This window comes from Cupriavidus campinensis, assembly GCF_905397395.1.
GTDB classification, from domain to species: Bacteria; Pseudomonadota; Gammaproteobacteria; order Burkholderiales; family Burkholderiaceae; genus Cupriavidus; species Cupriavidus campinensis.
Window position 1 is genome coordinate 16,896 of the sequence record NZ_CAJPVH010000008.1, and the last position, 26,354, is coordinate 43,249.

Genomic DNA, 26,354 nt, shown 5'->3' on the forward strand with positions numbered 1-26,354 from the left:
GCAAGATCGACTGCCTTTGCAATACGCTGCGGGTTCCGATCTAGTTGGAGAGTAAGGATGGACACGCCATACGTCGCAAAATGGGCGCGTAGCGAAGACAGCGTTCATGAGCAAGCGCTGCGACTTCGCACACGGAGGTTCGAGCTGCTGTCTGCAAATATTGCAAATGCGGATACGCCGAACTACAAGGCGCGCGATATCGACTTCAGCGCCGAGTTGGATAGGGTGATGGGCAGTGGCCAGAATTTTGCGGGCATGACCATGACTTCGCCGCGACACATCGAGGCAAGCAAGCCCGCGCTGGAAGAGGATCTGATGTATCGCGTCCCCCTGCAGTCGAGTATGGACGGCAACACCGTGGAGATGGACGTCGAGCGTGTGGCGTTTGCAGAGAACGCGCTGCGGATGCGGTTCTCCATTCAAAAGACTGCCGACGAGTACAAGGACATGCTCAAGCTCTACCAGGACATGCGGCCCTAGCGGGGAAACCGCGACTACTGGCAGGGCGGCTTGGGTGCGGCGACAGCGCTGGACGCGTCTCTGGAAGACGGCTCCGGTGTGCTCGCTGCGGATTCCTGCTTCGACGGATGTTTGGCTGTGCGATGTCGCGGGTTGGCCGCCCAGGCAACCCGTTGGTCGCGGGAGGCGTATCCCGTGTCTGAATGTCCAATGGCGAGGGTGTGCCACTGGGTCGGCTTCTCGCTGAGTCGATCACCGGTCGCAGGAGCCGGCAAAGCGTAGGCCAGCAAGGCAGAGCATGCGACGGCGCTAATCATCTGTATGGTTCCTGGACGGATGACATGAGGATCCTGTCATCCGCAAGATAGTACGCTCAGATTGCGGGCACATTACCAACGCATTACGGCGGGGCATTGGGGCGCTGACTCGTTGAGCTTTGTTGTTGCAATGCGGGGCACACTAGTTGCTAATAGTGTGCAACGGCGTGAATGCCGATTCAGACTGACTGGAGCCCGCGACAATGACCGAAAAGCTGCGCCTGGACATTCCTGTCTTGCTTCCTGGCCTTCCCGATTCCTCTGATCCCTGTGTAGAACGGTTGCTGTCCGAACTGAGAGGGAAAGAGGGCGTCGAGGCGGCGCATATAAAAACTGCAAATGTTGATAGCGATTCACAGATATGTGTCCACTACGATCCCGCAGCGATTTCCCTTGCCCGCATCCGGGAGCTGGTGACAAGCACGGGTGCGGTGATTTCGTCGCGGTTTGGTCATGTGCTTTGGCAATTGAAGGGCGTCTGGCACGAACGACGAGCGCGAACCGTAGCTAGCCAACTGCGGGCCTTGCCCGGCGTCATCGAGGCCGAAGTCAGCGCCTCCGGCATAGCGCGCGTCGAATTCGACAACGATCGGATCTCCGCGGCAGGGATCGAGCAGGCCCTGTCAAAACGCGGGCTCGCGCCGGTTGAGATCGGTGCCCGGAAGAGCGGTCATGCAGACCATGAACACCGCGAAGGCGTCAAGGATCATGCACATGGGGAAGGCGAGGGGCATGAGGCCCACGCACACGGCAGCGTGTTTGGCCCGAATACTGAGCTAATCTTCTCCCTGATCTGTGGGGCCTTGCTTGGTCTCGGATTTGCCGTTGGTAAGCTGTTCGGCAGCCTGCCAGCATGGATTCCGGTTGCCTTCTTTGTCGGCGCGTATTTTTTTGGTGGTTTCTATACCGTTCGGGAAGCGATAGAGAACCTCCGGCTAAAGAAGTTCGAAATCGACACACTGATGCTGGTAGCCGCCGCAGGGGCGGCGGCGTTAGGCGCTTGGGCGGAAGGCGCGCTACTTCTCTTTTTGTTCAGTCTCGGCCACGGGCTCGAACACTACGCCATGGGGCGCGCCAAGCGGGCGATCGAAGCGTTGGCGGCGCTCGCACCGGCTACAGCAAGTGTGCGGCGTGAAGGCGAGGTACGAGAGGTCCCCGTCGAGGAATTGCAGGTGGGGGATGTGGTGGTGGTTCGGCCGAACGAACGCCTCCCCGCCGATGGTTTTCTGGTAAAGGGGGCTTCCGCAGTCAATCAAGCGCCGGTTACTGGCGAAAGCATCCCGGTCGACAAGCAGCCCGTGGATGACGCCGCCGCAGCCAGGAGGAAGCCCGATGCCGTAGGGGCCGTGTCCCGCGTGTTCGCCGGAACCATCAATGGCGCCGGCGCCATTGAAGTGGAAGTGACGCGCCTTTCCACGGACAGCGCCCTGGCGAAAGTCGTCAAGATGGTCAACGAGGCCGAAGCGCAAAAGTCACCGAGCCAGCGGTTCACTGAGAAGTTCGAACGGATCTTTGTTCCTGCAGTGCTTGTGCTGGCGGTATTGCTGCTGTTTGCAGGGCTAGTGATCAATGAGCCGTTCAGTGCGACCTTCTACCGCGCCATGGCGGTGCTGGTTGCCGCCAGCCCATGCGCGCTCGCCATCGCGACACCGAGCGCGGTGCTGTCGGGGGTAGCGCGCGCCGCTAGAGGGGGTGTACTGATCAAGGGCGGGGCGCCGCTCGAAAACCTGGGTTCACTGAAAGCCATTGCATTCGATAAGACGGGGACGCTGACGGAGGGGCGCCCCCGTATTACCGATGTGATGGTCGCCGAAGGAGTAGCTGAAGCGGAATTGTTGAGCGTAGCGGTCGCCGTGGAGTCGCTCAGCGACCACCCGTTGGCTGCGGCCATTGCCCGCGATGGCCGCAAGCGCCTGGAAGGCAGTTCCATCCCGGAAGCGTCTCATCTCCAAAGCTTGACCGGACGCGGGGTCACGGCGACGTTGTGCGGTAAGACCGTCTGGATTGGCAAGCCTGACATGTTCGGCGCCGACGGGATTGCACCGCTTAGCGAATCGATGGCGAGCGCAGTGCAGACGCTGCGCAGCACTGGCCGCACGACAATGATCGTCAGGCAGGGAGATCGGGACCTCGGCGCCATTGGGCTGATGGACACGCCGCGCGCCTCGGCGCGCGCTGCCCTCGAGGCACTGCGCAGGCTGGGTATCACACGCATGATCATGATCTCCGGCGATCACCAGCGCGCAGCCGAAGCCGTCGCCAAGGACGTAGGTATCGATGAAGCCTGGGGCGATCTGATGCCTGAGGACAAGGTCAAAGCCATCCAGACGTTGCGCGCGGAAGCCAAAGTGGCCATGGTCGGCGACGGCGTCAACGACGCGCCGGCAATGGCCAACGCCACGGTGGGCATCGCAATGGGTGCGGCAGGTTCAGATGTGGCACTGGAAACGGCGGATGTTGCGCTGATGGCCGACGACCTCCAACACCTGCCTTTTGTGGTCGGTTTAAGCCGACATACGCGGGCCATCATCCTTCAGAACGTGTATATCAGCCTCGGCGTCGTGGCGTTCCTTCTGCCAGCCACGATCCTCGGCCTCGGTATCGGGCCCGCCGTGGCCATGCATGAGGGGTCGACGCTGATCGTCGTGTTCAATGCGCTTCGACTGCTAGCCTATCGCGACAAATCCCCATGACGGGCCCCGGCCGCAATGATGGCGATGCCAGATGCGGCGGCAGCTATGGCCGCCGACTCATTTGGCGGCATTGCCGCAACTTCCACAGAACTTTGCGTCGCGTGGGAGTAAGGTGCCGCATCGACTGCACGGCGCCGGAGCCAGTGAACTGCCGCATTGCTGGCAGAAGCGCGCGCCCTGGGCGCTCACCGTGCCGCAGTTGGGGCAGTGGACGCCGGCGGGGCTTTGTGGTGGCAAAGGATTCCCATAGCCGTAGCTGCCGCCACCATCATGATGACCTCCTCGACGACCGTGCTCACTTCCGCCGCCGTGATGACCGCCGCTGTGACGGCCCATGAGCCTTTCCAAGAAACCCATCATTCCTCCTAAGTGGATGGATCGTCGCTGCGGCCCCGTGGTGTCGGGTGCTGCGACGACTTGCGCTGCTACGCGTCAGCCAATGCCTGTAGTAAATAGTCTGTAGTGACTACAGGGTCAATGGTCGGTGGATGCGAAGAACGGAATAAGTTGAATACGAGGCTCTTTCTTTCGAAAACGTCATGATCCCGATAGTTGCTGGCCATGTCGTGAGAGCGCATGGAAGGCGGGCTGTCTATCGGCTTGGCGCAAGGGTTTCCGTGAGGATGGCATCCCGCTGAGGAGCCTCGGGGAGGCCAGGAGCTTTGCCTTCCGGGCATCCGGGTGCGTGAAAGATTGCTGCAGGCGGGGTGCCACCCCGTGTCGCTGCGGCCACCTGCCCCGGCTCAGCGGTGGGGGTGCCGGGGCCGATCGGCGCCGTATAGCTTGCCACCAGATACACCGGCCGCCGCTTGACTTCATTGAACAGACGCCCAACATATTCCCCGAGCACGCCTAGGAAAACCAGTTGCAGGCCGCCCAGCAGAAGCAGGGCGGTCATCATGGATGGGTAGCCGTGTACGGGGTCGCCGTAGAGCAGCGTCTTGCCAACGATGAAGGCGGCCATGCCAAAGGCGGGAACGGCAACAAGCAGGCCGATCGAGGTTGCAAACTTGAGCGGCACGGTGGAAAAGGCAGTGATGCCATCCACGGCAAAACGCAACAGCTTGCGGTAGTTGAACTTGGTCGTCCCGGATGCCCGCGCGTCACGCCGATACAAGACGGCCGTCTGCCGGAATCCTATCCAGGCATACAGCCCCTTCATGAAGCGGTGCTGCTCCCGGAGTTGTCCGAGTGCGGCAACGGCACGACGGCTCATGACGCGGAAGTCGCCGGTGTCGGCCGGAATCTCCGTATCGCTGAGCTTGCCCATCAGGCGGTAAAACCAGTGCGCGGTGAACTTCTTGAGGAACGATTCGCCATCCCGGGAAGTGCGCGTGGCGTACACCACGTCGAACCCCTCGCGCCATTTCTCGATCAACGACGGAATCAGTTCGGGCGGATCCTGCAGATCGGCGTCGATGATCACAACGGCGTCGCCGCTTGCCACGTCGAGGCCCGCCGTTAGCGCGGCTTCCTTGCCGAAGTTGCGACTCAGCTCGACAATGCCGACGCGCGCTTCGGCCGCCTTGAGATTGTGTGCAACCGCCAGTGATCGATCGCGGCTGCCATCGTCCACGTAGATAATCTCGTAGTCCGATGCCAATCCATCCATCACGCGGAGAAGCCGAAAGTGAAACTGTGGCAGGACAGCTTCTTCATTGAAGAGCGGTACGACGACCGAGATCTTCTCTGGCAGCAGGCTGGCGGCATTCATCGCATCGCTCCATTCATGAACGTCCAATTTGCATGGAGTACGTAGTTGACCAACATGACGAAAATTGTCGAGAGGATTTGAGCAACCAGGTAGTGAAGCCCCAATGCTAGTCCAGCCCACATCAGAAGTGAGTTAAGAAAGAACGCCAGCGCGGAAACGAGAATGAACCGTCCGAAAGTGGCGCGTTGTGGTCGGACTGGTGTGAACACCCATCGGCTGCTGATGCAGTAGTGCGTCAGAAGGCCTGCAACACTGCCGGCGGCAGACGCCGGTAGCGCTGCAACCCCGAAACCGACCAGCGTGATCAGTGTTGCGTAGTGTGTAGCGGTTGCCGTCGCCCCCGCGCCCAGAAACCGTACAAATCGTGATGGGATGTTCATGGTTTTTGCACCAGAACGTTGACGCCATGTCGTCCGATCACAGTTGTGTTGCCGCCGAGCAGCGGTCTCAGTCGATGAAACGTCTCGTGCCGCATGACCGCGAGCTTGTGACCAGGGGTCAGCCATCGCTGCGCAAAAGCTTCTTCATTAGCAATCCACTTGTCGGGCTCGACCGAGAAGCCGAGATCCAGCTCGGATCTGGCCCCGACAATGATCGGTTCTCGTTCGGCGTAAAACGCCAGACCTCGGTCAATCTGGCCCACGTTGAACAGTTGTGTGTTGTCGCGGGACGCCGCCTTGGCTTCCAAGCCAAGTGGTTTGATGGAGAGGGACCCAAACGCCCGAGACGCCATCAAGCCAGCCTGAAGGCTGGCCAGCGTCGCCAGCGAAGCGACGGCAACCGCGCAGAGCCTGTGGCCGCGCAGGGCGATCCCAAAGGCCAGGAAGCCACCGATGACCAGAATGCCCATCGTGATGGCGCCCCAGGTATGCAATGAGGCCGGATTGCTGATATTGAGCTTCAGTACCGCATTCGACATTGTCGGATGCCATAGCAGCACGGCGATGGCAACGCCGAGCACAGGCATGGCAAGAAAGCTTGCCGCCAGTGTGGGGCGGGCTGCAGTCATGGATCTGTACGCGAGCAAGACGGCCACCGGTGGTAAGGCGGGCAGGATATAGAGCGGCAGCTTCGAGCGCGAAATCGAAAAGAAGGCAATGACAACGACTACCCACAGCGACAGAAACAGTCGTGCGTCGAAGCCAGGCGTTGCCTGTGCGCTGCGAGAGCGGAGTGCGATAGCACGGGGAATCAAGCCCATGAACGGCAGGACGCCTGCCGCACCAACGGCCAGGAAGAACCAGAATGGCTTGTCCCGCTCGTGAACCGAGGACGAGAATCTCGCGAAGTGTTCGTGGATGAAGAAGTAATTCAGAAATTCGGGGTTGCGCTGGGACACCACGACAAACCAAGGCATGGTGATGGCCACCGCAAGCAGGCTCCAGCGCCAGAATCTCGCGCTAAAAAATGCGGAAAATTGTCGAGTGACCGCCCCGTATAGCAGCAGCGTGATTCCTGGCAGTACCAGGGCAATCAGGCCTTTGGCAAGAAATGCCAGACCGACCAACAACCAGATCAGGGGGTATAAGCGAGGTTCCCGATTCTGGTAGGCCACGGCGAAAACGAGAGCGGCACTGCCGAGCAGTGCGCCGACACCAATGTCTGTTGTTGTCAGATTCGAGCCGAGAATCCAGAGGGGAGCGCCGATGAGCACCAGCGCTGAGGCGAGGCCTATGCGCGTGTCATAGAGCGATCGCGCCGCCCACCATGCGGCGAGTGCGCCCAGCAGTCCCACAAGCGCACTCCAGATCCTTGCTGTCCACTCGGACGGCCCGAAGAGCGTATAGGCGCTGGCGGTCGCCCAATACTGCAGGGGCGGCTTGTCGAAGAACTTGATGCCGTTCAACCGCGGCGTGACCCAATCGCCGGAGACGAACATCTCGCGCGGAACCTCGGCGTAACGACCCTCGTCGGGTTCATAGAGGGGACGCACGGATAGCGTGGACATCCAGAGGACCACCGTGAGTGCGATGGTCAAAGCCATGAAAATCTGTCGCTTCAAGAGACTGCCCGTCCAGGTGTGCGGTGGCCACTGCTACCGCGCTTGGTCAAATGCTCTCAGGGCGCAACGACATAGATGCCGGATGTGGTTCGTCGCCGTCGTGATGTTGGATCATGGAGCAGTTCACGCGGCGCCGCTTGACGCCCCACGAGCCGAGGATGCGATTCACGCGGGAGTCCGAAGGATGGCGACTTGGCCAGCAGAGAGCGAACAGCGGGATTCTAGGGCGCTCACCTGTCGGGGGGATTACGAGATGATGACGGCGCAGTCCGCCGTCGAGTGCTTTGCGGCAGAAGAAGTTGCCTGACGAAGCGTCAGCGTTAGCTCATGGTAACCCAAGTGCTTCGGAGAACGGGCGTCGGGTTCGATGCGTTGGTGCGTAACCATTCGGCAATGTCGCCGCAATGTTCTGCATAGTAAACTTGACGCCCCGCAGTTGTCAGCGGGCCTCATCACCCTTAGTGCTCAAGCCTAGGAAGTCGCTTTCCATCAGATGTTCTTAGGCGCAGCCTCTTTCGAAGGTGCTTGTCTTTCGCGCTGCGCTTAGATCCGGGGTGTTCGTTGTCAACCCCAAAAAGTCGCAAGGACTTCGCTGCTATGCGGTCGAGACTGACGGCACTTCTGATGGCAATCTCGACCTATCAGGCGTGGGATTTCTACCACCTTGCAACGCGAACACCGGACGCTCATGTCGTCGCCGACGCAGTCGCGTAGGTAGTGGGCGGCCTCGCGATCCTTTGGTTCGTGATTCGAAAACGGTGTCGTCGTGTCAGCCCAAACCGACCTGTTTCTGAGGCGCTACCTGGCGCAGCCAAGGTACGAGGGCAGGTGATGGCGGAACGAAACGAGGTGGCAATTCAGGCGACGCGGCAGTTGTTGCAGTCGATGCTGCTGCAGTTCGAGCGCTGGAAATATACGCCATCGGAAACGGAAGTGGCGATGCTTCTCATAAAAGGGTTGACCCTTGAAGAGTGCGCTCACTCGCTAGCGTGGCATGATGTGACGGTGCGGACAATTGCCGCGGGCGTATTCGCCAAGGCGAACCTCAGCAATCGCCATCAATTTGCCGCCTACTTTTTCGGTGATCTGTTGGTTGAGCCGATCGAGCCTGCACCTCGATCAAAAACCGGTGAGTGTAGGCACGACGCCGGCATGTAAGTTGTCGCGCTTGACCTTCAAGCAAAGACCGGAACGGTAAAAATCCGATTATTGGTATCTGTGCCACAGTACGGTGCTGTGGCTGTATCTCTATTTCGATGAACAAACTTCTTCAAGCTATACACGAAAGCTTGCCGCAGTGGCTGGCAGATTGGTTCGACATTCTTGTTCCCGCTATCGAGGTCGTGCTGATTGCGGCTGGCGCATGGTTAGCAGTGCGCATCGCGCGGCGGTTGCTTAGAAAGCTGACCAATACATATTCTCTGCCAGGAAAAGTTGCGGCGCTGTCTTTGCGTGTGGTCGCGACCATCGTGTACGTAGCTGCCACGCTCTGGGCTCTGGAGCGAATGGGCGTGTCTGGAACCGTCCTGTGGACCGCATTCACGGGATTTGCCACTGTCGGGGCGGTCGCGTTTTTCGCCGCGTGGAGTGTACTCTCGAACCTGTTCTGCGCGCTCCTGATATACGTCACCGGTGCGTTCCGCATTGGGGATGTTGTGGAGCTTCTTGAGAACGGGGAAAAGCCGGGAATTAAGGGCCGTGTGCTCGACGTAAATCTCGTCTATACCACCTTACTGGAAACAACAGTCGAAGGACAAGAGGTGGTGCTGCAGCTGCCGAACAGTCTGGTGTTTCAACGTGTGCTACGAAGGTGGAAGTAACCGCAAGGGTGGCGCGGTCAGGCAAGGACGGAGACCGGCGCAAGAAGGGAAGCCCCGCTTCGCTTTTTTGAGGCCGAGCAAACTACTCAAGACCTTAAGCCGCTGGCGTCCGCGATGTCGGCGGACGCCGCAATACTGCTTGACTTCAGTGGCAGTGACGAATGCCGGTCTTGTGGTCCATATGGCAGCCTTGGCTGTCAGTCCCACCACTATGCGCCCACACGCCGCCCGACGCACAGGCCAGAACGGCCGTGAGAATGATGGTGATCCGTTTCAAGAAAGGTCTCCCTGGAGTGTTGGTTAGCGGTCTCAGTCTGCCGCAAGTTCCACACTATCATCACTGCGATTGCCAGCCCTCCCCGCCGCGGTAGGGCTGTTGCGGCTGTGTCACAACTGTCTGCGCTCGCTACGGCCAACGCACCTCAGCAACTTAACGAAAATGCTGACGGCCGCTGGCGCCCAAGTTTGTAGGTGAATCGACGCATAGCGTCCCCGCAATCCCGATGGCCTCGCCGATGGCCAGGCCATCAGGGTTCTGCGTGCTCTGCCTGCGCCGCAGCCACAGGTCACCGACGACATTGAACTGTGGCTGGCACCGCGGGCCGTGCGCGCATTGCGAGCCCACGGCATTTCCACACTGGCGGACCTGACCGTGCGCGTGCCGCGCCGGCGCCGCTGGTGGGGCGCGATCCCGGGGCTGGGGCAAGCGAGCGCGCGGCACATCGAGGCCTTCTTCCACGCCCATCCGCGGTTGACGGAGCGTGCGCGTGCCCTGATCGTCGGCGCGCCGCCAGGCGAGGTGGTCCCGTGGGAGCGGCTGAAACTGCCCGACGAGGTGGACGGCTCGCGAGGCAGCTTCCGGGCACCGCGACAGGCCTGCACGCTCGACGCATCGAACGACTACGAAGCCGTGCAGGCCTGGCTCGCCCTGCACGAAACCCAGACCACGCAGCGCGCCTATCGCAAGGAGGCGGAACGCCTGATCCTGTGGGCGATTATCGAGCGCGGTCGGGCGCTGTCGTCGCTTACGACCGAGGACGCCATCGCCTACCGCGGGTTCCTGCGGCGACCAACTCCGCGTGAGCGCTGGATCGGGCCACCGCGGGCACGCAGCGCGCCCGACTGGCGCCCCTTCGCACGGGGGCTATCGGCACGTTCGACGGCCTACGCCCTCACGGTGCTGGGCGCCATGTTCCGATGGCTGATCGAGCAGCGCTATGTATTGGCCAACCCGTTTGCCGGCATCAAAGTCCGCGGCCGCACGCGGGTCGCGCCACTCGATACCACACGTGGCTTTACTGAGGGCGAATGGCTGCTGGTGCGCACCATTGCCGATGGCCTGGAATGGTCGTACGGGTGGGACGTGCCCGCAGCGCAGCGCTTGCGCTTCATTCTCGATTTTGCCTACGCGACCGGCCTGCGGGCCAGCGAACTGGTTGGCGCGACGCTGGGCGATATCCGCACTGACGAGCGCAACGACCGCTGGCTGCACCTGGTCGGCAAAGGTGGGCGCCCGGGAAAGGTGGCGCTACCGCCACTTGCGCGAACCGCACTCGATCAGCATCTTGTACAGCGCGGACTGCCGGTGACACCAGCCCGTTGGGACCCCAGGACACCCTTGATCGCCAGCCTGGAGCAGGACAGCGTCACTAACATCACCGGCACCCGGCTGTGGATGGTAATGCGGCGCTTCTTTGGCCAGGCCGCGGACATCATCGCCGGCGACCACCCGACACTCGCCGAAAAGCTGCGCCGAGCCAGTCCCCACTGGACGCGGCATACCCACGCTACACACGCCCTCGCTCGCGGCGCGGAACTGACCACCGTGCGCGATAACCTACGCCACGCGTCGGTGGCCACCACCTCGATTTACTTGCAAAGCGACGAAGTCAAGCGGGCACACCAAATAGGTCAGGCCTTTGCCGCTCGGTAGCCGACGTCCGTGCCGACTGGCTTAGCGTGCAATATTTTCCGTTTTCTGAAGCGACCCCAGGTACAGCGAACTCCAACGGCTCTGCGCGCCGATGATCTGATCAGTAATGATGTGGGCCGCGACTGTGCCGTACACCAGCCCGTCGGTGGAGAAACCAGTGGCGATGAAAGCCCCTGACTCGTCCCGGCCGATGTAGGGAAGGCCGTCCGGAGAATGAAAGTGTTGTGCCGACCAGCGCTGAACGGGTGAACCGACAGCCAGGTATTCCTGCGCGGCCCGTTCAAGTTGAGCGAGTGCCGCGGCTGCATCATGCCTTCCCGTTTCGTGGTGTTCACCGATGCAAAGCAAGTAATGCTTGCCGTTTGCCTCCAATCCGCGGACCGATAGCCTGGGATGGGCCTGCGCCCAGAAGATGCCAGCCGGAACGGCTTGTTCGTGGAAGGCCAAACCATATTCGCGGCGCACAGCCATGCCGGCTTGCACCAAGTGAAAACCCAGCGGGGAATGGGTGGCCAGCACAATATGGTGGCCGAAGGCGGTACCGGTCCGTGTGCGAACGACGCCGACTTCCAGGTCCAGCTCGAGGGCAGGGGAGTTTTCGAAGAGGCGGGCGCCGGCGTGTTCGGCTTGCAGGGCCAAGGCGTGCAGATAGCCGATCGGATGGAACTGCGCTTGTGCCGAAAGCAGAAGCACCGCGCCCTTTGCGGCGGGCAAGCCGGGGGGCATCTCAGAGGCCAACTGCGCGTCCAGACCTGCTGCGCGCAATGCCTTCAGCTCCCCCAGTATGGTCGGCTCGGCATCCGGGCTTAGCGGATACTGGTACATCGGGCAGCGGCGGAAGCCGCTGCTCGGCCCCATCGCCTGCGCTTGCTGCTCGATCCAGGCGATCGCTTCCCCGCGAGACGCTACGACGGCGCGGGCGGTGTCCGCTTCGCACTTAGCCGCCAGCGTTTCGAGGCCACCGGTGACGGTCTGATACAGGTTACCGGTGGAGCCGCCGCTATCACCCGCGCCTACGGCACGGGCTTCGATCGCCGCCACCGACCGGGCGGTCTTTGCGAGCAGCAGGGCGGCGGTCAGGCCCGTGATGCCGGCACCGACGATCACCACGTCGACGCGCAGGTCGCCCTCAAGGGCCGGTCGAGGCCGACGCGGGCGCGTGGCCGCCCAGATGGAGATCGAGCCCATCATGCCTCCTTGTACCGAGTTTCATGGCGGCACAGGTTATCGGCGCAGGCGTCCAGGACTTCCCGACATCGCGGGTCAACGCCATGGTGCTTGCGTGCGCCGGGCGCCGTCCCTTGGTGGCGCGGCGGCACTGGCAGCCCAACAGATAGCAAAGCAGATAGCAAAGCGCGTGCCGTGATTGGATAGCCCGCGCGTGAATGCTGGTCTCAAATTGAGCGCCGGGCATCGCGCGGGAGAACGCTCGTCGGCGAAGGCAACGCGAGAAGAGGCGCGTGTGCGGGACGAACTGGTCAGCCCGAGCAATGTTGGCATCGCCCCTCCCAAGGAAGCGAATCAAACGGAGTCATCCGCGCATGACCAGCGAAATACTAAGTCGCCATAAACTCGAAGTGCCGGCAGGCCACGACATTACCGGGCTGTAATCAACGCGCAAGCTTATTCCTGAAAGATATTCCTCGCCTTGTAATTTGGCCTCAATCTTTAAGCGGAAATGAGCGCGGTCATAGCACCGTCGCGAGCAAAGGGAGGGCAAAACGTGCGAGCGCTGCGGCCTCGCGGTGCGGCCGGTCCAAATATTGCTGTGACGATAGCGGCGCCGACGTGGCGTCATCACTTCAAGGAGCCGACCATGCCGCATCAGAATTTTCAACACTGTATCGACGAGTGCAATGCTTGCGCAGTGGCATGCGAGCACTGCGCCGCCTCGTGTCTAAGTGAGCCGAACGTACACGAGATGGCCGAGTGCATTCGCCTGGATCTCGATTGCGCCGCAATGTGCCGGATGGCCAGCGCCTATATGGCGCGGGGAAGTCGCTTCGCCAAGGATCTGTGCAACCTTTGCGCGACCGCTTGCGAAGCATGCGGTGCCGAGTGCGAGCGACATGCGGCTCAGCATTGCCAGGAATGCGCTCAAGCGTGCCGGCGTTGTGCGCAGGCATGCCGCGCCATGGCGTAGCACGATCGGCTGCCAACGGCAGAACGGCCATGACGCTAACTTTTTGGCTCTCTACGGTCACGCGAAAGCCCGCGCGGACTACAGGACTGCAACGTCGCTGTCATTAAACGCGTCGGTTCTTCCGGCCGCCACCAGCGGCGACGGGATGCCGTCTCAGCGTCCGGTCGAGCATGGCGAAGACATCCCTAGCGTCGATTCGTTGCGCCGTCACCGTTGACGAAGTCGCTCATTCGTGCCGGCGGCTGCGGCGTGCCACCCATCGCGGGTCCATCGGAAGAGCCGCCTCCGTGCGAGTTGTGTGCACAATCATCTGCGTGATTGCCATCCTGGCTGTGGTAGGCATGCTGTTGATGCATAAGCGCATGATGGGCGGGCTAAGTTGTTGCTGGACCGGCGGCCGCGTAGTGCGCCGGATAAGGGCGGTGGCCGCCTAGTTGATGCCCGCCCGGAGATCGCTCCGGCGACCGCGCGCACGCAGCGCACCGGAGAGCGGCTGGGTTACTTGGTCTGATCCATCATTTCGCGACACTTTTGCATCATGGCGTCATGGTGGCGCAACATCGCCTTGGAGTCGTCCGGCTTCTGTGGCTTGTGTTGCTGCGCTTCAGCCCGTTTGGCGGTACGAGCGCGGCTTGTCTGATGCTTGGGCCCACGCGATGCCCCCAAGACCGGACAATCCTGCCATCACACCCCCCGCAGCCAGACCCTGCACGAAGCGGCGGCGCGGTAGGTTGGCCAGCACAATGCCAGACTGTCGATCACGTCCCATGAAATAGTCCTTTTTGCTTGAATGGCCGCATCGGACAGCGGCAAAGAGAGAGTAACGAGGACGAGGCTACCGACAACTTACCTGAACATTACATTCCGGTAATGTCCGGGCCACTCGGAGCAGGGCTGCGTAGACTCGCCATGGGCTGACCCAAGCGCAGCCATACAATCGGAAAAAGGAAGCTCGAACATGAAACTGCTCGTCGTAGAGGACGAATCCAAGACAGGCCAGTACCTGCGCCAGGGATTGACCGAGGCCGGATTCGTTGTCGACCTGGTTGGCAACGGGCTTGATGGACAACACCTGGCGCTCAACGAGTCTTACGATCTGATTATTCTCGACGTCATGCTGCCGGACCTCGATGGCTGGAGAATTCTGCTGAGCCTGCGCGCGGCCGAGAGCGCGGTTCCGGTCTTGTTCCTTACTGCCCGCGACAGCGTCGCTGATCGGGTCAAGGGACTGGAGCTCGGCGCGGACGATTACCTGGTAAAGCCATTTGCATTCTCCGAACTGTTGGCTCGCGTCCGGACGCTGCTGCGCCGCGGCACTGTGCAGATGGGGCTGGACCGCATTCAGGTGGGCGACCTGGTGCTTGATCTTAGTCGACGTCGCGCTTCGCGCGGAGGTCGCCGGATAGCGCTGACCAGCAAGGAGTTTGCGCTGCTCGAACTGCTCGCCCGCAGGCGGGGAGAAGTTCTGCCCCGCTCGTTGATTGCGTCCCAGGTGTGGGATATGAACTTCGACAGCGACAGCAATGTGATCGACGTTGCGATTCGCCGCTTGCGAGCCAAGATCGACGACGACTTCGACGCCAAGCTGATTCAGACGGTGCGAGGCATGGGGTACGTGCTGGAAGCGCCCGAGGGGCAAGAATGAAGCGCCGTATGTCGCTGACCATGCGGCTGACGTTGTTGTTTTCTCTGACGTCGGCATTGGTGCTACTTGGCCTCGGAATACTGATCTGGCTTTCCATGGACCGGCATTTTGCCGACGAAGATTATGTGGTGCTTGGGGACAACGTTCGTCTGATTCAAAAGATCGCTCAGGAGCAATCCAGCACGCACCTGCCGAGCCGTCTTGCGGAAATGGTGGAACATCACCCCGGTTTTGTCGCCCATGTGAGCACCGCGAAAGGTGACGTCATTTACCGCACCAATGGGTTCGATTTTGGCGCCATGCTCAACGTTATTGGCCGGCTTGGACCGGATGAGACGACCTTGAGCTGGCAGCAGGGAGACAAGGAATACCGAGGTATGCGCGCGCACGCGACAGTGCCCGGCGAGTCGGTGCCCTTGGCGGTGATGGTCGGCATGGACACCGAAATCCATGCCCACTTTATGCACGCGTTTCGTCGCTCGCTGGCCTTCTATACCACGTTGGCGGTGCTCGCCAGCGGCTTGTTCGGCTGGTGGGCAGCCAGGCGCGGTCTGGCGCCGTTGCGAACGATGGCCTCTCGCGCCAAGGGTGTCACGTCGAATCACCTTGACGCCCGCATGCCCGTGGAGACCGTGCCGGTGGAGATGGCCGATCTGGCGGCGACGCTGAATGCCATGCTCGAGCGCTTGCAGGACGATTTCCGGCGATTGTCCGAATTCTCGTCCGACCTGGCTCACGAATTGCGCACGCCGATCACCAACCTGATGACCCAGACCCATGTCGTGTTGTCGCAGCCGCGCGAGGCCGCCAAGTACCGCGACGTGTTGGCCTCCAACGCCGAGGAGCTGCTGCGCCTTGGCCGCATGGTGTCCGATATGCTTTACTTGGCCAAGATGGAGCACGGCATCACGCTGCCCAACGAGGAGTCGATCCATGTCGGCGACGAGGCCCGCGCGCTGTTTGATTTCTACGACGCCTTGGCCGAGGACAAGGGTGTGCAGCTGCGCCTGCAGGGCGACGCCAGCATCGTGGGCGATCGCCTGATGTTGCGCCGCGCACTGAGCAATCTGCTGTCGAACGCACTGCGGTATACGCCCAGCGGCAAAGCGATTGTGATCAAGGCATGCGAGCAAGACGGCGGCGCCACCATCGTGGTCGAGAACCAGGGCGAGGGGATCGATCCCGAGCTGTTGCCGTCGTTGTTCGACCGGTTCTTTCGGGCCGACAAGTCCAGGGCGCGCGCTGATTCGGACAGCGTGGGGCTTGGCTTGTCGATCACGCAAGCCATCATGGTGGCGCACCGCGGTGGAATCTCGGCTGAGTCGTCAGGCGGTCTCACCCGCTTTATTCTGACCTTCCCGCGGCGCCAGCCACGAGCTTAGGGAGGCCGGTCCCCCATGGCGAGCTGCGAGGCACGTGCTGATGCCAGCAAGATCGGCATACTGTTAGGCCATGTGCCGGATCCCGCTGCCAATAGCGACGCTATTGAGATAAGTGTTCTTATCGTAATAGCACGTCCAGTGAGCTAAACTGGCTGGTATGAAAGCGCGCCAGACTGCCACCCTTCCGTCCCCACCGGCCGATCCGGCGGGTTTTCCCGATGCGGCTGCGTTGGCCGCGCTACGGGCCTGGTACGAAGGGCTGCCGGCCCGCGATGCGGTGGTGCGCTACCTGAACGAGCGCAAGGCCAGCGGCCAGTCGGCGCGCGGCATCCTCGGCCACATCCGGCGACAGTTGTCCGATTTCGCGCGCCGTCGGCAGCGAGACGACCTGGCCGCCTTGTTCGAACACGGCGCCTCCGAGCGAGTCGGGCGGGCGAAGGCAATCAGCCAAGCGGTCGACTTGCTGCGCCGCTTGCCGCCGCCGCAGCCGGAGGTCGTCGACGACATCGGGCAGTGGCTGCCGCCTCGTGCCGTGCAGGCGCTGCGCGCGCACGGCATCGCGACGCTGGCGGACCTGACCGTGCGCATTCCGCGCCGGCGTCGCTGGTGGACGGCGGTGCCCGGCCTGGGTCCGGCGAGCGCCCGGCGGATCGAGGCCTTCTTCGCCGAGCACCCGCAACTCACCGACCGCGCCCGCGCGCTGATCGCCGTAGCCGACCGCGGGGTGATCGTGCCCTGGGAGCAGCTGTGCCTGCCCCACGAGGTTGATGGCTCGTCGGGGACCTTTCGCGCCCCGCGGCAAACCTGCACCCTCAATGCGGACAACGACTATGCGGCCGTCCAGGCTTGGCTCGCGCTGCACGAGTCGCCGGGCACCCAACGAGCGTATCGCAAGGAAGCCGAACGGCTGATCCTGTGGGCGATCGTCGAGCGGGAGCGGCCGCTGTCGTCGCTCACCACCGAGGACGCGATTGCCTACCGCAGTTTCCTGCGCCGGCCGACCCCACACAAGCGCTGGGTGGGACCGTCGCGGCCACGCACCTCGCCCGAATGGCGGCCGTTTGCGCAGGGCCTGTCACCCCGTTCAACGGCCTATGCCTTGTCGGTGCTCGGGGCCATGTACCGGTGGCTGATCCAACAACGCTATGTGCTGGCCAATCCGTTCGCGGGTATCAAGGTGCGCGGCAGCGGGCGGGCTGCGCCGTTGGATACATCGCACGCGTTCACCGAGGGCGAATGGATGCTGCTGCGTACGCTCGCCAACGGACTGGAGTGGTCCTACGGCTGGGACGCCGTGGCGGCGCAGCGGCTGCGCTTCGTGCTGGATTTTGGCTACGCGACGGGGCTGCGGGCGAGTGAGCTCGTTGGAGCCACGCTTGGCGGCATCGAGATCGATCCCCATGGCGACCACTGGCTCAACCTGATCGGCAAGGGCGCCAAGGCGGGCAAGGTGGCGCTGCCACCGTTGGCACGCATAGCGCTCGATCGCTATCTGGGGGAGCGCGGCCTGCCGGTCACGCCGGCGCGCTGGGACCCGCATACCCCCTTGATCGGCGGCCTCGGCCAGGAGCCGGCCAATGGCATCACTGGCACGCGGCTGTGGGGCGTGTTGCGGCGGTTCTTCACGCAAGCGGCGGACCTGATCCAGGCCGACCACCCGGCTGCCGCCGAAAAGCTGCGGCAGGCCAGTCCCCACTGGATGCGGCACACGCATGCAACCCATGCGCTGGCCCGCGGCGCGGAATTGACAACGGTGCGGGACAACTTGCGGCACGCGTCAATTTCGACCACCTCGATCTACCTGCACGGCGACGAGGTGAAACGAGCACGCCAAATTGGGGTGGCATTCTCCGCTCCGTAGCGATTTTGTGCGCTCGCCAATTGGGAGGTCCTGGCAAATCCCGGCTTATATCACTACGAGGGGATTCCATCCGTTCTATATAACCTCAAGGCTTATGATAGCCAATTGGCCGTATCTTGGTCAGACCCCGTGAACGCACCAGGGCGCGTCGCCATCGTCGCAATCCTGGCTGCGGTGATCCCCGCCATGCAGGTCGCGCGCGGGAAGAAATGCTCTTTTGAAACAGGTTCTAAGCGCCAAATGCGTCCTCCATCTGCCGCGCGCGCTTGATGCTATCGCCATGTAGGTAAAGAGATGTTGTGGATACTGAGGCATGGCGCAGGTTATCGCGCACCGTGATCAGTTCCGCCCCGCGTGCCAGCGCATGGGTGGCGTGGGTATGGCGCAACCAGTGGGGGCTGGCCTTGCGCAGTTTCTCGGCAGTGGCCGGGCGCTCGGCTTCCAGCTGGTCCGCTGCCGTGGCAAAAAAGCGCTTCATGACCATCCACAAACGCGCGCCCGTGATGCCGCCGCTTTCGTCGAGGCCCAGGTTGCCGACCAGCGGCGTAGCGGGTTCCCACAATGCCCGGGTAACCGGAAGTTGCCGCTCGACGAGGTAATGATCGAGCGCATTGCGGGCCAGCGGCGGCAGTGCCACCCGGCCAGCCTTCGCGCCCTTGCCGACCAGATGCAGCCAGTGGTCGCCGTGCACATCGGTTTCGATGCTGCGCAGCGTGGCGCCCACTAGTTCGCTGGCGCGTAGCCCGGTGGCATACGTGAAATCCAGGATAAAACGCAGGCGCTGCGCTGCCGCAGCATCCCAGCCGTACGACCACTCCAGCCCATCGGCAATGCTGCGCGTGATCATCCACTCGCCTTCGGAAAACGCATGCGAAACGTCGAGAGCTGCGGTCTTGGCGCCGCCGCGTACTTTCAGACCAGCGAACGGATTGGCCAGCACATAGCGTTGTTGCACGAGCCAGCGGAACAACGCGCCGATGACCTGCAATGCATAGGCCGCCGAACGCGGTGACAGCCCATCGGTGAACGGTTTCCAGTCCGCCGCGCTACGTGGCCGCGCCGGTCCTACCCAGCGCTCGCGCGGCGAAGGTTCGCGCAGGAAATTCCGGTAGGCCGTGGCGTCCTCGGTCGTCAGTGACGACAAAGGCCGGTCCTTCTCGATGATGGCCCACAGAATCAACCGCTCGGCCTCCTTCCGATAGGCCCGCTGCGTAGACGGGGATTCGTGCAGCGCCAGCCATGCCTGCACCGCCGCGTAGTCGTTATCGGCAGAGAGCGAAGAGGTTTCGCGCGGTGCGCGGAACTGACCCAGCGAACCATCGACTTCATGCGGCAGACGCCCAATCTGCTCCCACGGCACGATCATGCCGCGCGGCTCGACGGCGACCAGCGCCTGAGCGCGAACCGTCAAATCGGGCCAGTTTTTGAAGAAGGCTTCGATACGCTTCGCGCCGCTAACGCCCAAGCCCGGAATTGTTGCCCACCACTGCCTACGACGTGGGATCCGCACAGCTAGGTCTGCAAGCGTGTGGAGGTCTTGCGCGCGCAGCGCAGCCACAGAGCCCGGCGATAACCACATACCAATGTCGTCGGCAATTGCAGGCACTGCCGGTGGCATGGTGCGCAGCGTCTCAATGGCCTGATCCGCTTCCCTGGCGCGCGCACTCCGGTCGGCGGCAGCGAACTCGAACAGCACTGCCAGGTCTTCGCGTCGACGGTAGCGCGCGTATGCAGCCAGTTGCCGACGGATGCCCCCCACGATGCCGCGTGACGACTGACCTTGAATGCGGTCAGCGTCCAAGTATTGGGTAACGACAGCGCGCGAAGACATACCCGCATGCCAAGCGCGCAGCGCCGCCAGCGAATCGGCGTCAGGAAAGGCGAAAAGCGGTTGGTGCGTGGCACTGTTCATTGGCGCAGTGTAACTCCGGCGCGTACTATTAGGATAACTGTTCCTATCGCAATAGCAGCTGTCGCGCGCCAAACCTGGCGTGCGCCTTATTCCATCGGCTTACTTACAATGCATGACTAACTCCCCCGCACTCTGGTCCTTGGTGTCTGGCCGCGGAATGCGAAGGGGCCGATTTCTCGGCCACACATTGTCTGAGATGCATTTACAAGCAAAAGTGCCAGTTGCCACGCAACTCCGTCGTGGTAATCCAAACGCCGATCTCGTCGGCCCACTGCACGCCCTTGAGCTTGAGGCAAGCCACCAAGGTGGACTTCAACGCGGCGCCAGCTCCAGCGCCCCCGGTCAGCGCACCTGCTGCGATCGCAGCGACGATGGCGGCGCCAATGCAGTCATTGACATCGCTCAGTATTGAATCGATGTCAGGGTGGCTGAGGTTTCCATCGAACTGAAGTTCCCGCCTGGTGTGCGCAAGTACGACACCTCCAACGCACGTTCAGAGACAGTGGGCGAGAAGCGTAGCTTCTCCGGGGCATGGAAGGCCTCACAGCTTTGTTTAGTGCCGGCGACCGCAATATATGAGCCCAACTACGAGGCCGGACCGAAGGCCGTGAACTATCGGATCTGGCTTTCCACGGCGCCCGCATTCGGAATCGCCGGTTTGTGGCGCACTTGGCAAGACGGCTCGCTCTCGTTCACGCTGTTGACCGTCAACTCAGACAGGCACGCCCTCATGAATCGTATGCACAAACCGGGCGACGAAAAGCGTTCGGTAGTGATCGTAGCGCCCGGTGAATGGGATGCTTGGCTGAATTGCCGGAAGCCTGAGGAGGCCCGCAGCTTTCTCAGGCTTTTTCCCGCTGAGCAAATGACGGCGGCGGCAGCTCCTCGGGCGCCTCGAATCGCTGCGTCCCAGTTCGAGCATCCCCACAACTAAGGCTTGGGCGGCGGCACATGAACGTCCGGCCGTACTATGACGATGCGATAGCCACCTGGATATGTGTGCGCCTTGTTTGAGGTGGCCTTCCGTAGAGTCCGAGCAATCCTCACTTGGGAAAGCGTGTAGGGGCCGGTCAGCGTGAGCTTGCGCCACCGCTTGGAGGGATACGAGTAGCCGCTCACCGATTGCATATATCCGCCTGGCTCGTACCACTCCGCAGAGTCGCGAGATAGCATGACCTCGTCCATGACGCCGTGCCATAGACTGCCCGTGCCTGTATCGACGTACCACATGTCCTTCTTCCAGTGATATCCCTGCAGCCACTTTTCGAAGGGCTTAGGGCTGTAGCGCTCGATGACGTAGCCGTCTGCCGTCTTCTTCTTGTCGCCGAACTTCGCCAAGTCTATCAAGGGGAGCCAGGTCACAGCCGCGCCATGTTTGTGATACTCAGCCGTGCGCCTCGCAATCTCCTGCTCCGTGATGGGCTGGTGCTGCATCTCGAAGATGTACTTGTCGCCGTCCTTGCTCTCCGCGTACACGTCTGCGCGCTGGGTGCCGATCGGGAATTCCACGTCGGCATTTCGAGGTATCGACAAGAAGTGGTTGAGAAACAGCATCTTGGCTGCCAAGTGCGCGGCCGTCTCGCCCTTAGCCCACGAGCAAGTGACAGGTGGCTTGTGAGCGAAGTGGTGTGCCTTCTTCAGACCCTTCTTGAGCGTGACCGCCTGACCGCAGCCAGGGCAATGATAGGCTGGACCCTTATGTGAGAGATGCGCGAAGCTACGCACTCCGCTGCGCAATGCGACAAGCATGAATCGACCCCTTCGTTTTCCTCTTGCGGGTCGATTATGGCAGTTTGGTTTTTTCTTGGCAGTATTGGCAGGTGTAGTAGGGATCGCGCGCCATAGCTACTCGACTGAACGGGCCGGCTTTCGCCGGCCCGTCTTTGTCAGGTCACGATGATCCAGCAGATCCAGCAGAGCGCCCGAAGACACGCTGCCACATCCACCTTCACATCCACCGTCACAGTAACTTTCTTCATCGCGTTAGCTCAGCAGAAAGCCTGTGGCGCCACAGGCGTTAAGCCTGGGGTGATTTTTATACCGCCCTAGCTGTGGGCGGTTGCAGCCGGCCGTGTCTAGAACTGGCTGACCACACCTGATCCCGTGTTCCTCCACCGAAAGTCGATGCCAGTGGCACTTTCACAGGTCGGCTCAGCTCGCGCAAAGATAGTCCAAAAGCCAATAGCGGCAGGACGTCTCAAGGCGAGATCATCACCTTGTGCGGCTTGGAGGGCCGCCGCCTAAGGGTTCCCACCCTAAGGCGCCTTCAATATACCAGAGGCAGCGAATCCGCAGCGACTGTCGCGCGCACCCGCGTTTCTCTGTCTGCCCGCCCCCCGCGAAAGATCTTAGAGCCAAGCGTCTGGGGATCGGACCGCATCCACTTTCTGGGGATCGGAAAACCGTAGGCACAGAACCTAAAATAATTTGCATTGCATTTCCGCCCCCAGAAATGACCGGAAGGAACTTGGTCCTGCCCGCACGCCTTATAAACAAAGAGCTTTCGCCCGATCCGGGCAGGGCACTTCCAACGTCAGAAGTCACCCGGAGGGCGGGAGTTGTAGGAATTCGCCTGATAGAGCAGGGCGGGGGACAGCGCCACACTAGCGCCATAGACAAGGAGATGGGCTACAGACATCCAGGGTTTCTTCCGGCGAAGGCTGGGCAGTTGAGACGGTCGGTGGCGGCGCCCGTCCATTGTTCGCTACCCAAGCAGAGGCGGCGCTGCAGGCACGAAGCGCGCTAAAGCCGACAAAGTAGAACTACTGATTCACGGCCGCGACGGCCAGATTCGGGAGTGCAATTCCTTTGGACATGACCCGCGCCACGTCAAGGGCTAAAGCCCACGCCACCCGCACTGCAGCACTCGACCTAGAATCGCTACGGCCGATGCTTCTCACCGAACGGAAAGCCTTGCCCAAGGGGTTGGGCTGGCTTGCCGAGATTAAGTTCGACGGATACCGCGCGCTCGCGTCGACTGGCCCCGTCCCAGCTTTACGCACAAAAAATGGCGCGGATTGCACAGCTTGGTTTCCGGAACTTACTCCAACGCTAGCGAGCCTCCCTTCAGACTGCATCCTCGATGGGGAGATCTGCGTCCTGGATGAGTTCGGCCGCGCTGATTTCGATAGGGTTCATACTCGGGCGCTTCGCCGGGGCTGGTATGACGGGGCCGATTCGGTCGTCTACTGCGTCTTTGATCTGCTCGCGGAACGTGGGAGGGATGTAAGGCAGGTTCCAATAGAGACGCGTAAGAGCGCGCTGGAGCGACTGATTTTGGATGCCAATCGCAAGAATGCAGCGGGCGGGTTGCTGTATGTGCAGGCAATCGCAGATCAGGCCGAATGGCTGTACGCCCACGTCCTGGCCCTCAAACTGGAAGGGGTGGTGTGCAAGCGATCCGGCTCCGCATACCAAGCCGGCATCCGGTCATCCGACTGGGTCAAAGTAAAGCGACCAGGCTCCATCCCAGCATCACGTTTCCAACGCTTTGCAAGGGGAGGGTGATACTTCTGACGTTGGAAGCCCGCACCACGATAGCAAAGTCAGCGGCGGCGCTTTGGATATCGGACCATCACGTAGACAAAGAAGCCAATGAGGACCAAAGCAACCAGCGTTACCGTGCCGAGTACCTCGACCCCGATCCAGCCATAACGGAGGAAGGGGGAGGCGAGCATCATCAGGAAAGCGGAGAGGGTTGCCATGGTCGCATTCGATTTGTTTCGTGCGCAATCGATATCACGCGCGGCCTGTATGCTACAGCATGCGTGGAATGGGCTAACGTCCGTTCCGCGTGGTTTTGGCTTTAGCGGTGTGGAGGGCCGCCTTGCCTGCACGATAGCCAATGGTCGCATTTTCCCCCACCGTCGGCGTGCGATCGAAGTGTTTAAGTGCGTGGACGACATAGTCATGCCGCCCGACTTCTTGTGCAATGGCATCGGATGAATGTGCGACGACACGTCCCACGTATCGCTTGTCCGACTGCACCTCTGCACGGTGAATCCTCGCTTTTGCATCGAGACGACGAACTAGCTGGTCTATGTCCGCGCCGATCTGCACGGCGACAGTTAATGCTTCCGTCGCCGACCGGACAGGTCCCAATGTGGCGCGCGTCTCGTTCTCATGCTCAATCCGTTTTACGAGTTCCTTCAACTCTGGATTCAGAATACGAATCCCTTCTTGAACGGCCATCCTCGCCAAGCGCTCCTTGAACACGAAATCGCCTCCGCTGATACGAATACCATCTCGCCACTTGTCAGCGCTGTAGCGCAGCGAGAGAAGCATCGCATCATCGGAGACCGAATTGCGGCCCCACGTGATGCGCTGGCCTTCGTCCCGGAACGCTGGATCCCCGGAGGCGAATTCGTAGCTCACACGTCCATTCTTGCTGACCTTCCATATGAGGTTCTGAAAATTGCGGACATTTGGATCGCTGTCGATCGGCTTCGCTGACACGATCGCGTTCTCTTCATCGGTGCTTTCTTCCGCTGCTCCCTCCTGCTTTTTCCGATTCCGGCCCTCCTGGTAGATCATCCCGCGAAGGGCGCTGATGGCAGCTTCATCGCCTTGCTTTGCTTGGTCCTCGACCCACTGCCTCCACGTTGGTACAGGCGGTAGCAACTCCCTTCGGACGGCGCGCTCCGCACGAATCTGAGCGATCAGCTGCGCCCGAGCTTTGTCAGCGGTGAGCTTGGCCAGCATGTACGCTTGCTGCTTCTGCGCTGGGCTCAGCGCCTTGTCATCACGAATCTGCTTTCGCCGATTCCCGTGAGCTTGCCTGATAGCCGCATGGCGCTTTCGATCTTCCTCCTGGAACGGCGCCAACGCCTTCTTGGCGATCGCCTGCGTTTCCTTGGCGAGCCGCTGCTCTGCCTTGAATCGCTCGTGCAGTGCATCCCGAAGTGTCTTGCGAGCTAGACGCGCTTCCAACCTTTTGTGGGGGTCTCGCTTGTATGAGCGGGTGGGCTCCGTCTGCTGGGTCTCGGGGGAGGGGGGCTCGAAGGCGCCAAGCCGCAGTTCCAGATCTGCACGCTTCAAAAACCGGAAGGCCGCCGAAGCGCTGATTGCAAGCGACTTGCCTTTCTTCTCTTCCGTGGGGGCACTGGTGTCAACAACCTTCATGCCGCCGCCGCCCGCATCGCGTAACTCCAAACTGTGGCGTGCCAAGACCCTATGGATGTCCTGCCACGATTTTGCCTTTCCATCCTTCAACAGCTGCTTCAGTTCTGTAGCCGGCTCGCGCTTGCACCAGGTCTCCAAGGACTCCTCACCGCTCCAAACCTCAGCCTTCTGGGCACCTGGCCGCATCGGCACAAGGTCAGGGTCAACAAAGTCTGTGTTTTTTATGACGTGCTTAGTGCCATTTACTTCAACCACTTGAAAGATGCCGTTGTCGTGGTGCCATCCATACTTGATCTCTGCCTCGCGAGCTGCCCGGTGCAGCGTCACGTAGTCGCGGAACGTGTCCACCGCCTTGAACGTGCGCGGGTTCACACGATTCACTTCGATGTGCGCGTGGAGATTGTCGGTGTTGGCGTGAATGGCAATGATGTACTGATGCTCCTCCATCCTAAGGGCTTTCAGTGTGTCGCGGGCCGCGGAGAAGATATCTTCCGTCCGCGGGCGCTCGTGCTCTGGCCACGACAAGATGTAGTGGTAGACGGGGTTCTCTACGAGCGGTGCCATCTTGGCCGTCATGTACATCTCGGCGGGGGCGTTCTCCAGCGAGGAGACATTGCCGACCTCTACGCCAATCGTTTTTTCTACATCTTCTCCCAGCGCATTCAGAACACTTTCCTTGGTGATGTACTGGGTCAAGTTCTCCCAGCTGTATTTGTGCGCAGGCTCGCCGCTTTGGGCGATGCCCGCCGTCATGTAGGTTGCGAGATCCTTGAACGAGGATTTGCCGTCTCTTCGGTTTGGGGCGATCTTGACAATCACGACTCGGCTCCATTCGTCCATACCCGCTGAATCGCCGCGCATACCGCCTGCATCGTGCCGTCCAAGGTGCTCAGCGAGAGGGCGCCTGGCTCCGCTTCCCCAGCCTGCAACTGGCGATGGATCGCCTTCAGCTGATCCACGCAGAGCGTAAGTTGGTAGATAGCATCCACATCGGAACGCTGACGCGCGGCACGCCCAAGCGCTGCCCTGATAACAAACTCGGAAACGGTCAGCTTCCGCTCTGCGGCTTTCTCTTCAATTGCCCGCTTTTCTTCGGGGCTGATCCGAAGCTCGAAGCGGGCACTCTTTGCTTTGGTGGCGGCCTTGGCGCTCATGCTAATTCTCACTAATCGAAGTACGGGTCTCGGGGCGAAGCCCTGAGTTCAACGGAAAGGGGAAATGCGCGAAGGGGGCCAAAGGCCACCGAGTGCATTTCCCCGGTGTACGGAGGCGACTTGTCGCGTCCGTACATTCCCTATCCTGTCCAAGAAGTTCTGCTGTTACTTGTTGAAGCTCGCGAGGAACCTCGCGAG

General features: G+C 61.3%; 23 protein-coding genes and 2 pseudogenes. 13 read left to right on the top strand and 12 right to left on the bottom strand.

Annotated features, from left to right (window positions below):
- Positions 1-57: 57 nt before the first annotated feature.
- Both flgB and KHO18_RS07200 read left to right on the top strand, forming a co-directional pair.
- Positions 58-480 (top strand): flagellar basal body rod protein FlgB, encoded by a 423-nt coding sequence (flgB, locus tag KHO18_RS07195; RefSeq protein ID WP_008650726.1) that lies wholly within the window; start codon positions 58-60, stop codon positions 478-480.
- Positions 481-979: 499 nt separating this feature from the next.
- Complete coding sequence (locus KHO18_RS07200; RefSeq protein WP_011514822.1) at positions 980-3,469, top strand: heavy metal translocating P-type ATPase; 2,490 nt, start codon at positions 980-982, stop codon at positions 3,467-3,469.
- A gap of 57 nt (positions 3,470-3,526) precedes the next feature.
- Here KHO18_RS07200 and KHO18_RS07205 read toward each other — a convergent pair whose 3' ends face one another.
- The 4 genes from KHO18_RS07205 to KHO18_RS07220 all read right to left on the bottom strand — a co-directional run bounded on the left by KHO18_RS07205 (position 3,527) and on the right by KHO18_RS07220 (position 7,167).
- Positions 3,527-3,829, bottom strand: coding sequence for a zinc ribbon domain-containing protein (locus tag KHO18_RS07205; RefSeq protein WP_008650724.1), 303 nt, complete (start codon positions 3,827-3,829; stop codon positions 3,527-3,529).
- Between the two features lie 232 nt (positions 3,830-4,061).
- Positions 4,062-5,183 (bottom strand): glycosyltransferase family 2 protein, encoded by a 1,122-nt coding sequence (locus KHO18_RS07210; protein ID WP_008650723.1) that lies wholly within the window; start codon positions 5,181-5,183, stop codon positions 4,062-4,064.
- Positions 5,180-5,563, bottom strand: a complete 384-nt coding sequence (locus tag KHO18_RS07215; protein WP_008650722.1) for a GtrA family protein — start codon at positions 5,561-5,563, stop codon at positions 5,180-5,182. Before KHO18_RS07215 ends, KHO18_RS07210 begins: the two co-directional genes overlap by 4 nt.
- The gene (locus KHO18_RS07220; protein WP_008650720.1) at positions 5,560-7,167 is read right to left on the bottom strand and encodes a glycosyltransferase family 39 protein; all 1,608 of its coding nucleotides are present in this window, start codon (positions 7,165-7,167) and stop codon (positions 5,560-5,562) included. Before KHO18_RS07220 ends, KHO18_RS07215 begins: the two co-directional genes overlap by 4 nt.
- An 849-nt stretch (positions 7,168-8,016) precedes the next feature.
- On the opposite strand from KHO18_RS07220, the gene KHO18_RS07225 reads away from it, so the two are divergent.
- Together KHO18_RS07225 and KHO18_RS07230 are read left to right on the top strand one after the other, a co-directional pair.
- The gene (locus tag KHO18_RS07225) at positions 8,017-8,343 is read left to right on the top strand and encodes a helix-turn-helix transcriptional regulator (RefSeq protein WP_049768032.1); all 327 of its coding nucleotides are present in this window, start codon (positions 8,017-8,019) and stop codon (positions 8,341-8,343) included.
- Positions 8,344-8,441: 98 nt separating this feature from the next.
- The gene (locus KHO18_RS07230; protein ID WP_012435773.1) at positions 8,442-9,005 is read left to right on the top strand and encodes a mechanosensitive ion channel family protein; all 564 of its coding nucleotides are present in this window, start codon (positions 8,442-8,444) and stop codon (positions 9,003-9,005) included.
- A 145-nt stretch (positions 9,006-9,150) separates the two neighbouring features.
- Here KHO18_RS07230 and KHO18_RS28720 read toward each other — a convergent pair whose 3' ends face one another.
- Positions 9,151-9,228, bottom strand: a complete 78-nt coding sequence (locus KHO18_RS28720) for a YHYH domain-containing protein (protein WP_223819874.1) — start codon at positions 9,226-9,228, stop codon at positions 9,151-9,153.
- 297 nt (positions 9,229-9,525) lie between these two features.
- On the opposite strand from KHO18_RS28720, the pseudogene KHO18_RS07240 reads away from it, so the two are divergent.
- A pseudogene (locus KHO18_RS07240) lies at positions 9,526-10,938 on the top strand (phage integrase family protein); the annotation flags it as partial.
- A 21-nt stretch (positions 10,939-10,959) separates the two neighbouring features.
- Here the strand turns inward: KHO18_RS07240 and KHO18_RS07245 are convergent.
- Positions 10,960-12,129 (bottom strand): NAD(P)/FAD-dependent oxidoreductase, encoded by a 1,170-nt coding sequence (locus KHO18_RS07245; protein ID WP_103519529.1) that lies wholly within the window; start codon positions 12,127-12,129, stop codon positions 10,960-10,962.
- Between the two features lie 625 nt (positions 12,130-12,754).
- On the opposite strand from KHO18_RS07245, the gene KHO18_RS07250 reads away from it, so the two are divergent.
- Both KHO18_RS07250 and KHO18_RS07255 read left to right on the top strand, forming a co-directional pair.
- Entirely contained in the window at positions 12,755-13,081 is a 327-nt protein-coding gene (locus KHO18_RS07250) for a four-helix bundle copper-binding protein (protein ID WP_012435770.1), read from the top strand.
- Positions 13,008-13,298: a hypothetical protein gene (locus tag KHO18_RS07255; RefSeq protein ID WP_162491053.1), complete on the top strand. Its 291-nt coding sequence runs from the start codon at positions 13,008-13,010 to the stop codon at positions 13,296-13,298. The genes KHO18_RS07250 and KHO18_RS07255 overlap by 74 nt, the downstream gene beginning before the upstream one ends.
- Positions 13,299-13,724: 426 nt before the next feature.
- Here KHO18_RS07255 and KHO18_RS07260 read toward each other — a convergent pair.
- A pseudogene (locus tag KHO18_RS07260) lies at positions 13,725-13,850 on the bottom strand (twin-arginine translocation signal domain-containing protein); the annotation flags it as partial.
- Positions 13,851-14,039: 189 nt separating this feature from the next.
- Here KHO18_RS07260 and KHO18_RS07265 point away from each other — a divergent pair.
- The 3 genes from KHO18_RS07265 to KHO18_RS07275 all read left to right on the top strand — a co-directional run bounded on the left by KHO18_RS07265 (position 14,040) and on the right by KHO18_RS07275 (position 17,969).
- Entirely contained in the window at positions 14,040-14,726 is a 687-nt protein-coding gene (locus tag KHO18_RS07265; protein ID WP_012435768.1) for a heavy metal response regulator transcription factor, read from the top strand.
- Positions 14,723-16,108, top strand: a complete 1,386-nt coding sequence (locus tag KHO18_RS07270; RefSeq protein WP_012435767.1) for a heavy metal sensor histidine kinase — start codon at positions 14,723-14,725, stop codon at positions 16,106-16,108. Before KHO18_RS07265 ends, KHO18_RS07270 begins: the two co-directional genes overlap by 4 nt.
- 157 nt (positions 16,109-16,265) lie before the next feature.
- A complete protein-coding gene (locus tag KHO18_RS07275; protein WP_144200239.1) occupies positions 16,266-17,969 on the top strand; it encodes a site-specific integrase in 1,704 nt (567 codons plus the stop codon).
- Positions 17,970-18,198: 229 nt separating this feature from the next.
- Here the strand turns inward: KHO18_RS07275 and KHO18_RS07280 are convergent, their stop codons facing one another.
- On the bottom strand, positions 18,199-19,881 hold the full coding sequence (locus KHO18_RS07280; protein WP_144200237.1) for a site-specific integrase: 1,683 nt from the start codon (positions 19,879-19,881) through the stop codon (positions 18,199-18,201).
- Between the two features lie 424 nt (positions 19,882-20,305).
- Between KHO18_RS07280 and KHO18_RS07285 the strand changes: the two genes are divergently transcribed.
- Entirely contained in the window at positions 20,306-20,815 is a 510-nt protein-coding gene (locus tag KHO18_RS07285; protein WP_322791029.1) for an SOS response-associated peptidase, read from the top strand.
- Here the strand turns inward: KHO18_RS07285 and KHO18_RS07290 are convergent.
- Entirely contained in the window at positions 20,812-21,630 is an 819-nt protein-coding gene (locus KHO18_RS07290) for a competence protein CoiA (RefSeq protein WP_144200233.1), read from the bottom strand. The genes KHO18_RS07285 and KHO18_RS07290 overlap by 4 nt on opposite strands.
- A gap of 947 nt (positions 21,631-22,577) precedes the next feature.
- On the opposite strand from KHO18_RS07290, the gene KHO18_RS07295 reads away from it, so the two are divergent.
- Entirely contained in the window at positions 22,578-22,721 is a 144-nt protein-coding gene (locus KHO18_RS07295; protein ID WP_377732108.1) for a DUF2188 domain-containing protein, read from the top strand.
- Positions 22,722-22,770: 49 nt separating this feature from the next.
- Positions 22,771-23,388 carry an ATP-dependent DNA ligase gene (locus tag KHO18_RS07300; RefSeq protein WP_144200231.1) on the top strand — a complete coding sequence of 206 codons (618 nt, stop codon included), beginning with the start codon at positions 22,771-22,773 and terminating at the stop codon, positions 23,386-23,388.
- A gap of 38 nt (positions 23,389-23,426) precedes the next feature.
- Here KHO18_RS07300 and KHO18_RS07305 read toward each other — a convergent pair whose 3' ends face one another.
- The 3 genes from KHO18_RS07305 to KHO18_RS07315 form a co-directional block, all read right to left on the bottom strand.
- On the bottom strand, positions 23,427-23,585 hold the full coding sequence (locus tag KHO18_RS07305; protein WP_186296921.1) for a hypothetical protein: 159 nt from the start codon (positions 23,583-23,585) through the stop codon (positions 23,427-23,429).
- Positions 23,586-23,658: 73 nt separating this feature from the next.
- Positions 23,659-25,821, bottom strand: a complete 2,163-nt coding sequence (gene traI, locus KHO18_RS07310; protein ID WP_186296920.1) for a TraI/MobA(P) family conjugative relaxase — start codon at positions 25,819-25,821, stop codon at positions 23,659-23,661.
- On the bottom strand, positions 25,818-26,156 hold the full coding sequence (locus KHO18_RS07315) for a plasmid mobilization protein (protein WP_144200227.1): 339 nt from the start codon (positions 26,154-26,156) through the stop codon (positions 25,818-25,820). The genes traI and KHO18_RS07315 overlap by 4 nt, the downstream gene beginning before the upstream one ends.
- Positions 26,157-26,354 lie beyond the last annotated feature (198 nt).

Coding starts and splice junctions, on each gene's coding strand:
- KHO18_RS07290 (WP_144200233.1), bottom strand. CDS start 21,630: ATGCTTGTCGCATTGCGCAGCGGAGTGCGTAGCTTCGCGCATCTCTCA.
- KHO18_RS07250 (WP_012435770.1), top strand. CDS start 12,755: ATGCCGCATCAGAATTTTCAACACTGTATCGACGAGTGCAATGCTTGC.
- KHO18_RS07280 (WP_144200237.1), bottom strand. CDS start 19,881: ATGAACAGTGCCACGCACCAACCGCTTTTCGCCTTTCCTGACGCCGAT.
- KHO18_RS07255 (WP_162491053.1), top strand. CDS start 13,008: ATGCGGCTCAGCATTGCCAGGAATGCGCTCAAGCGTGCCGGCGTTGTG.
- KHO18_RS07210 (WP_008650723.1), bottom strand. CDS start 5,183: ATGAATGCCGCCAGCCTGCTGCCAGAGAAGATCTCGGTCGTCGTACCG.
- KHO18_RS07265 (WP_012435768.1), top strand. CDS start 14,040: ATGAAACTGCTCGTCGTAGAGGACGAATCCAAGACAGGCCAGTACCTG.
- KHO18_RS07200 (WP_011514822.1), top strand. CDS start 980: ATGACCGAAAAGCTGCGCCTGGACATTCCTGTCTTGCTTCCTGGCCTT.
- KHO18_RS07220 (WP_008650720.1), bottom strand. CDS start 7,167: ATGGCTTTGACCATCGCACTCACGGTGGTCCTCTGGATGTCCACGCTA.
- KHO18_RS07215 (WP_008650722.1), bottom strand. CDS start 5,563: ATGAACATCCCATCACGATTTGTACGGTTTCTGGGCGCGGGGGCGACG.
- KHO18_RS07300 (WP_144200231.1), top strand. CDS start 22,771: ATGCTTCTCACCGAACGGAAAGCCTTGCCCAAGGGGTTGGGCTGGCTT.
- KHO18_RS07305 (WP_186296921.1), bottom strand. CDS start 23,585: ATGGCAACCCTCTCCGCTTTCCTGATGATGCTCGCCTCCCCCTTCCTC.
- KHO18_RS07205 (WP_008650724.1), bottom strand. CDS start 3,829: ATGATGGGTTTCTTGGAAAGGCTCATGGGCCGTCACAGCGGCGGTCAT.
- flgB (WP_008650726.1), top strand. CDS start 58: ATGGACACGCCATACGTCGCAAAATGGGCGCGTAGCGAAGACAGCGTT.
- KHO18_RS07245 (WP_103519529.1), bottom strand. CDS start 12,129: ATGATGGGCTCGATCTCCATCTGGGCGGCCACGCGCCCGCGTCGGCCT.
- KHO18_RS07270 (WP_012435767.1), top strand. CDS start 14,723: ATGAAGCGCCGTATGTCGCTGACCATGCGGCTGACGTTGTTGTTTTCT.
- KHO18_RS07230 (WP_012435773.1), top strand. CDS start 8,442: ATGAACAAACTTCTTCAAGCTATACACGAAAGCTTGCCGCAGTGGCTG.
- KHO18_RS07275 (WP_144200239.1), top strand. CDS start 16,266: ATGAAAGCGCGCCAGACTGCCACCCTTCCGTCCCCACCGGCCGATCCG.
- KHO18_RS07315 (WP_144200227.1), bottom strand. CDS start 26,156: ATGAGCGCCAAGGCCGCCACCAAAGCAAAGAGTGCCCGCTTCGAGCTT.
- KHO18_RS07225 (WP_049768032.1), top strand. CDS start 8,017: ATGGCGGAACGAAACGAGGTGGCAATTCAGGCGACGCGGCAGTTGTTG.